The 6,770-nt window shown below is 38.4% G+C and carries 5 protein-coding genes; all 5 read left to right on the top strand.

Annotated features, from left to right (window positions below):
• The first annotated feature begins 279 nt into the window (after positions 1-279).
• From AC3LHT_RS03185 to AC3LHT_RS03205, 5 genes are read left to right on the top strand one after another with little or no spacing between them, the layout of a single operon-like run.
• Complete coding sequence (locus tag AC3LHT_RS03185; protein ID WP_488661958.1) at positions 280-2,958, top strand: GGDEF domain-containing protein; 2,679 nt, start codon at positions 280-282, stop codon at positions 2,956-2,958.
• A gap of 4 nt (positions 2,959-2,962) precedes the next feature.
• Complete coding sequence (locus tag AC3LHT_RS03190; RefSeq protein ID WP_488661959.1) at positions 2,963-3,730, top strand: methyltransferase domain-containing protein; 768 nt, start codon at positions 2,963-2,965, stop codon at positions 3,728-3,730.
• Positions 3,731-3,736: 6 nt separating this feature from the next.
• A complete protein-coding gene (locus AC3LHT_RS03195) occupies positions 3,737-4,366 on the top strand; it encodes a hypothetical protein (RefSeq protein ID WP_290646484.1) in 630 nt (209 codons plus the stop codon).
• A 9-nt stretch (positions 4,367-4,375) separates the two neighbouring features.
• Positions 4,376-5,557: an MFS transporter gene (locus AC3LHT_RS03200; RefSeq protein ID WP_488661960.1), complete on the top strand. Its 1,182-nt coding sequence runs from the start codon at positions 4,376-4,378 to the stop codon at positions 5,555-5,557.
• Positions 5,538-6,662 (top strand): NAD(P)/FAD-dependent oxidoreductase, encoded by a 1,125-nt coding sequence (locus AC3LHT_RS03205; RefSeq protein WP_488661961.1) that lies wholly within the window; start codon positions 5,538-5,540, stop codon positions 6,660-6,662. The genes AC3LHT_RS03200 and AC3LHT_RS03205 overlap by 20 nt, the downstream gene beginning before the upstream one ends.
• The last annotated feature ends 108 nt before the right edge of the window (positions 6,663-6,770 follow it).

The raw sequence follows: 6,770 nt of genomic DNA on the forward strand, positions 1-6,770 counted from the left end.
TGCTTTTTTTATTCTCTGCGCAATTGCCCCAATTAAATTCTAGAGTAAGCTCATATTCTGCTCCTATTTTGCTTTTTTACAAAGTTCGAAGGCAAAAGCTTGCCTAACCACTCAATAATCTTCATAATATCGCCTTTTGTAAGTTCTTATGGCACCATAGGAATTTTTGGGGGCGCTTTTCTATGACACCTTAAGCATAAAGCATTCTTTATACTTGCTGCATATAACTGATTTTTTTTATTTGCACATTTAGGGTAAAATTTTTTTGGTGGTGATTCTATGAATGAGAACGCAAAGAGAATACTCACGGAAATATCCTCCCTCGGGAAGCGCTTTTTGCTTTCTGAAGTATTGTCAATTTTTAGCAGCAAATATCCTGATAATCAACTGCTAAAGACTATTGAAGCAGCAAAGACCGAGGGAATACTGAAAGAGAAAAAGGGAATCTTTAGCTTTCAGGATGATGAATGGAAAAAATTCTATGAAAGTACTGATACAAACGAAAAAGACCATCTGGAGCTAGCTTTACAGAGACAACTGCCGGAGGGGATAAAATTTCATCTTGAAAACAGCCATTGTTCCAAGAGGACTTTTGCCGCGGCTCTACTCTGGCAAATACGGAAAGACTACTATAATTGGCTACCAAAAGATAAGCTGCTGAAAAAAATAGAAGTTGTGGATTACATTTTAGGGTATGAAAACTGGGCGAGCTTGAGCTTGAAAGCCCGTTTGATAGCCCTTGATTACAAAAAAATCGCCACACGGAGATTAATAGAAAAATGGCTTCGTGGCAATTTTCACGTTGATTGCATGAATTTTCTAAGAATACTGAAAATTCATCTTGACAAACAGTATTTTTTGGAGCTTGTTTCTGAAAGAACAGAAGGGAAATTAACAGATTATCAGAAGATTGTGTTGCAATTTTATCTGTTGGATACCAAGAATATAAAAAATCTTTCAAAAGCAGATCTTGAGAAGCTGGAAATACTCAACAAAGAGTCAAAAACAATATCACCACAATACGCACGGTTGAAGATTGCAATTTTGAATCTCTTTGCAGGATACTTTGGCACAAAAGAACCTGTGAAGGGCAAGCTATTCCTTGAAATGGCTTTGAAAATAGCGAAGGAATTTAATCTTAAGGATTGGATAGCAAAGCTTTATAATAATTTAAGCCTTTACTATGAAGAAGATTTCAAGGCTTATTCTGAAGAGCTTAAGCTCAACGCAATTGAAGTAGCTGGAGAAATTAACGATTATGACACTGCAGCATTCATCGCTGTCAATCTGGCATATAGTTATTTAGCCTCTGGTGAAAAAATCCTTCTGAATAAATTGATGAAGAAAATAAACGCTTACGTGAAAACAACGAATAACCCAGAAATAAAATCTCGCATTTTGGAATTTAAAAGCCTTACAGCGTTGTACAATGGAAATTCCGATGAGTTTGAAAGGTGCCTTGCTGAGTATGAAGCCAATTTCGAGATAACGAAAGATCCACGAGTGCTTTCAAAAAAATATTTCACCAATGTGCTTAAAATTTTATTTCACATTATCAACGGTGATATAAAAGCCATTCAAAGCGTTTTTGAAAATCTCACCGATGCTGAATATCTTGAAGATGATGAACGAAAGTTTCTCGAAATTACCAAGATAGGACTTAGTAACCCAACAGAAGCCTATATGCTTTTCAGAAAATATCGTAAGGGGATGCGCTTTTTTGTTGAGGAAACGCTCTTGTTTTTAGCACAAATCCTTCCTGAGAGTTTTCTGGAGGATTTTAGGGAATTTTCATTTTCGCAACTTGCTTATTCGCGAAAAAGAGGGTTACTCCTCTCTCAGGCACAGATATATCACGCGATAGGACTAGCTGCTTATAAATCAGATATGCAACACGATGTCATACGTTATATGAGGTTTGCTGCTTCTTTGTATGACGCATCTGGCATGAATAACCTTTCACGGAAACTGAGAAATCTTTTCCTGAATAGTGAAGCCTTTGTTGACCTAATGATAAAAGTCAAGGAAAATCTTGAAAAAGCTGGAATAGACAAGCACCTCTTAAATGATTTAAATAACTCTGTGCTTAGTGCAAATGATTCCCTGAGGTTCATAGGGCGGATAATGGCAGTTGTTCTTTCATTTGCAAATGCCGAAAATTTTAATGAGCTTGCTGAAGTGATCTTCAAGAGCCTTCTGGAAGAATTCCCTGCAAACGTTGGGAGATTCGAATTTGGCAAAGGCAATGTTGAAATATGCACCTTTGGAACAGGTGAAATTCCTACATTTGACACACTATATACCCCTGAACCCTTCTATGTTTCTTACAGTTTTTACGTTGGAAATAATGACAAGGCAAAGCTGGAATTGTATAATCCTGAACAAAAGGTCGACCAGCTCACTATTCAAAAGTTCTACAACCTGATGGTTCACTTAGAACCGATTATAGAACTGATGCTGTTGAATTTCAGTAGATATAGAATGGCTATTAGAGACGAACTTACAGGGTTGTACACAAGATGGTATTTTGAAGAAAGGTTTAAAGAGGAATTTGCCAGAGCAAACAGAACCGGTGAAATATTTTCGCTTATCTTTTGTGACCTTGATGATTTCAAGAAGATAAACGACAATTATGGCCATAAAACTGGCGATGAAGTATTGAAAAACGTGGCGCGAATTTTTATGAAAAATGCACGGGAAACTGACATTATCTGCCGCTTCGGCGGTGAAGAATTTGTCTTTTTACTTCCTGGTACCTCACATAACGGTGCAAAAATCTTTGCCGAGCGTTTGAGAGAGTCAATTGAGAATGCTCGAATCAATGTTTCTGTGACAGGAAGTTTCGGAGTTGTTACATATCCCTCGCCTTATATTTCATCGCGCGAAGAAATCCTCAGGATAGCCGACGATCTATGCTACAAAGCTAAAAAAGCTGGAAAAAACTCTGTGAAAGGGTGATTTTTTGCACAAAGCCTGGGAGTATTACGATGAAATAGCCAGTAGGTATGATTACATGTATGAAGAACCCTATTGGGTTCTTTATCATATGCTTTTAGAAAAACTCGTCTCTGATCAAAACATAAAGGGAAAGATTCTCGATCTGGGAACGGGAACAGGTCGCTGGGCTATCAAGTTGGCTGAAGAAGGGGCGGATATAGTAGCTGTTGATCCTTCTGAGAAAATGCTATCGGTTGCAAAGATGAAAGCCCGGTTGAATGATGTAAAAATCGAATTCATAAACGCAAAAGGCGAAGCACTTCCATTTGAAAATGCCACCTTTGATTCTGTTTTGGCCATGGGGGATGTTATTTCATATTGTGAATCACCACAGGAATTGCTTTCAGAAATCAACAGGGTTTTGAAACCAGAGGGAAAGTTTCTTGCCACTGTAGATAATGCTTTTGCTTTTTTACAAGATTTTGTGTCGAATATTGAGTCAAGAAATGCGGAGAAATTTCTTAACGATAGAAGAGTATTAATTGGGGACAGCACTGTAAGCCGCATTCATTTCCACACAATACCGTTTTTCCCGGAAGACATTCAATCCTTACTGTCTGAAACGGGGTTTGAGCTCACTGATATGGCTGGAATGGTGGTTTTTGCTCCATATGACGAGAAAAAATTGGCGAGAAACCTTGAAAACGCTTTGATATGGGAGTACAGATTTTGTAGAGAACATCAACTTTTTGGAAGAGCAGAGCATTTATTCTTCACCGCAATGAAAGGATGATTATTCATGCCAAAAGGCTCCTTAAAAACGGTTTTTGGAACTTTCTTTCTGATTGCAATAATAATTTCGTTTGCTTTTTCCATTATTTCAATATTGAAGCTCGACGAGTTGAGAGAGAGTTTGAGTATCCTTGAATCAAAAACAACAGAGAATATTCGAAAACTAAATGAAGATACAAATGCCGAAATCAATGCGATAAAGCGCCTTATATCTGGTGGTGGGCCTATTGAAGATTATCTTGTAGCCAGAAATTTCATTGAAAACACTGAAACTGACCTTAGGATGATTTTGACGGAACTGCAAGAAAATCCCGAAAGACCTTACTTCAGGATTTTTGTTGCGGGAAATAAAGAAGTGTGGGTCGGATTCAAAGATAATGCAGAGGAAAGCAAGTATAGCTATCAGAAAAATTTCAAACCCGGATTATCAAAAGAGAAATTCTTCTATCTTAAAGCACCGTTGCTTGAAACAGGTTATACAATTACGCTTACAAAAGATGCTTACATAAAAACAGCTATTCCTGACGCTGTATATTTGCTTTTCTTTGGATTTAACAGCGCGAAAATCGCAAAAATGCCTGATGGCGAAGTTCGCAATCTAACCAAGGATTTCAATCTATATATCCCCGGAGAGTAGGAGGAGAAAATGGCAAGGAATAAGAGAAAGGTTTTTTTATTCACTTCAATGGGAGGATTTTTCAACTTCGGTTTTTCAGCAATAGCCTTTGGAAGTGCCCTCCCCGCTATTGAAAGAAGTTTGAATATTGACCACGAAAAGGCGGGTTTGATCCTAGCGACTTCGTCTCTTGGTTTTTTCTCTGCAGCTTTCTTTACCATGGTTTTCGGGAAGAAGATAGGGGCCTTTAAGTCTCTTGCCCTGTCGATGTTAATCAATACCGTTGCGCTCTTCTTAATAACAGGAGCACGAGCTTTTCTATGGCTTTTCGTTTCTTATCTTCTTTTGAATTTTGGCAATGGCTTGCTGGAAATCGATTCTGGAGTAGGTGCTTCAATCATTGAAAAGAAGAAACGGGGGTCAATTCTCAATTTAATGCATTCTCTCTACGCTCTTGGAGCAATTTTATCACCAGTGATTGTATCCCTGTTTTTAAAAAACGAAGGGGATTGGTGGATACCTTTTTTGATTGCCGCATTGAGCAATAGTCTCGTTCTCATTTTTAGTATGGGGTTACTTTCTGTTAAACTGGAAACTCCTGAGGGAAAAAGCGAAAATTTGGAAAAAAATATAAACAACAGCCAAAAAGACCCCTTTTTTTGGCTGATAATGTTAGGTGTCTTTCTCTATGTGGGCTATGAAGTGGGATTTTCTTCATGGCTTGCTGCATATGTTTACGATGTTAAGGAGATGAGCATAAGGTTAGCTGCTCTCTTCCCTTCATTGTTATGGCTTGGGCTACTGATCGGGCGTTTGCTTGCTGGGGTTTTTCTGGAAAGAGTGGGATATAGCAAAACGATGCTTATTTTGACCACAATATCTCTTCTTTCATTTATTGGGGTTCTTTATGCCAAGTCTGGTATTTTGATAAGTTTACTTGTTTTTGGGGCTGGTTTTGGATTTTCTGCTATGTTTCCCACACTCCAAGCTACTCTATTGAGAGGCAGTAAATTAACTGCCGAAATATCCGTAAGCTCATTTACTTTTGCGGCTTCACTTGGAGCGACTTTTTCAAGTTATTTTATCGGTTTTGTCGGAAAACTCTTTGGCCTTGGAGCGGGCATCTTGTTGATTCTCTTTATGATTTTAATGGAAATGTTCGTTGTGATCACTTTGTACAGGAGGGAAAGGCTTGAAGGAAGAGAAGCATGACGTCATAGTTATTGGAGCCGGTCCTGCTGGCTGTGCAGCAGCGAAAATTCTTTCTGAAAACGGTGCTAAAGTTTTATTGCTTGACAAATTTGGTTTTAACAAAGAGAAGGGTTGTGGAGGCGGTCTTACCCCGAAAGCTGTGAGGTTGCTCAAAAAGATCTTTCCGGTTATACAATTGAAAGCAAATCCTGTGAAAAAGCTTGAATTACACTATGGATTTGAGGGACATAGCAAGAAGGTGTGCGGTATGCTTTTCAACCGGCCATTATTCCACGTTACCTCCAGATCCACATTAGATAGAGATTTGCTGAAGGTTACAGCTGAATCTAGTGTCAGCTTCAGAAAAGAGAGAGTGCGATTTATCAGAAAGACTGGTGAACTCTTTGTGGTAGAGACTGATAATCAGAGTTATCGGGCTGAATATGTAATTATTGCTGCAGGCGTATTTGGTTCAAGACTGTTAACAGACACTATTAAACAAAGATACTCTAATATTGTTCATTATAAAGCGCCAAAGCTTTCGAATGCTGTTTCCCTAATCTTTTTCGAGAATGGTTATGCTTGGTACTTTCCCGGGCTAGAAGAAGCTTCCATAGGCTCAGGGGTCTATGTGGAAGGAAAACCTTCTTTTTATATATCGAAAGAAAATCTAAGTATAACACCTTATAAAATTCCTGAAAATGAAGAATATCACGTAACACCAATTCCAGATTTCTCAGTTGGATTTGCTTATGAGGTTAATGAGTTTATGGAAGGGTGTCTTGTCATAGGAGATAGTGCGGGACTGGTTGATAGCTGGACAGGTGAAGGGATCAGTTATGCCCTTTACTCTGGCATGTTAGCGGCAAGAGCTGTTATGAAATATAGAAAATCGAAGCTTAACAAAAATTATCTTCGAGAGCTCCGGCCTTTGATGGAAAATCTTGTAATGGCAACGGGATTACGCAACAGCTTTTTGAGAAATTTCCCGGAAAAAATCCAGTTAGTCAAGGACAAAAGGTTTGCACGACTTTTCTTTACATATGTTTCATGTTTTTCAAAAAGTGTTCTTGGATTAGCCTTAAAAAGCTATCTTATACCCGGGCACAAAGTTAGAATTGATTGATGAAAATAGGGGGAATCACATTGAAGGTAAACGGGGAAAGGACTAAGGCTCTTATTGAAATGATCAGCGGATTTACTCGTTCGCGGGGAAGCAAATCATACCGAGAAC

The sequence above is a fragment of the Kosmotoga sp. genome (genome assembly GCF_982836095.1).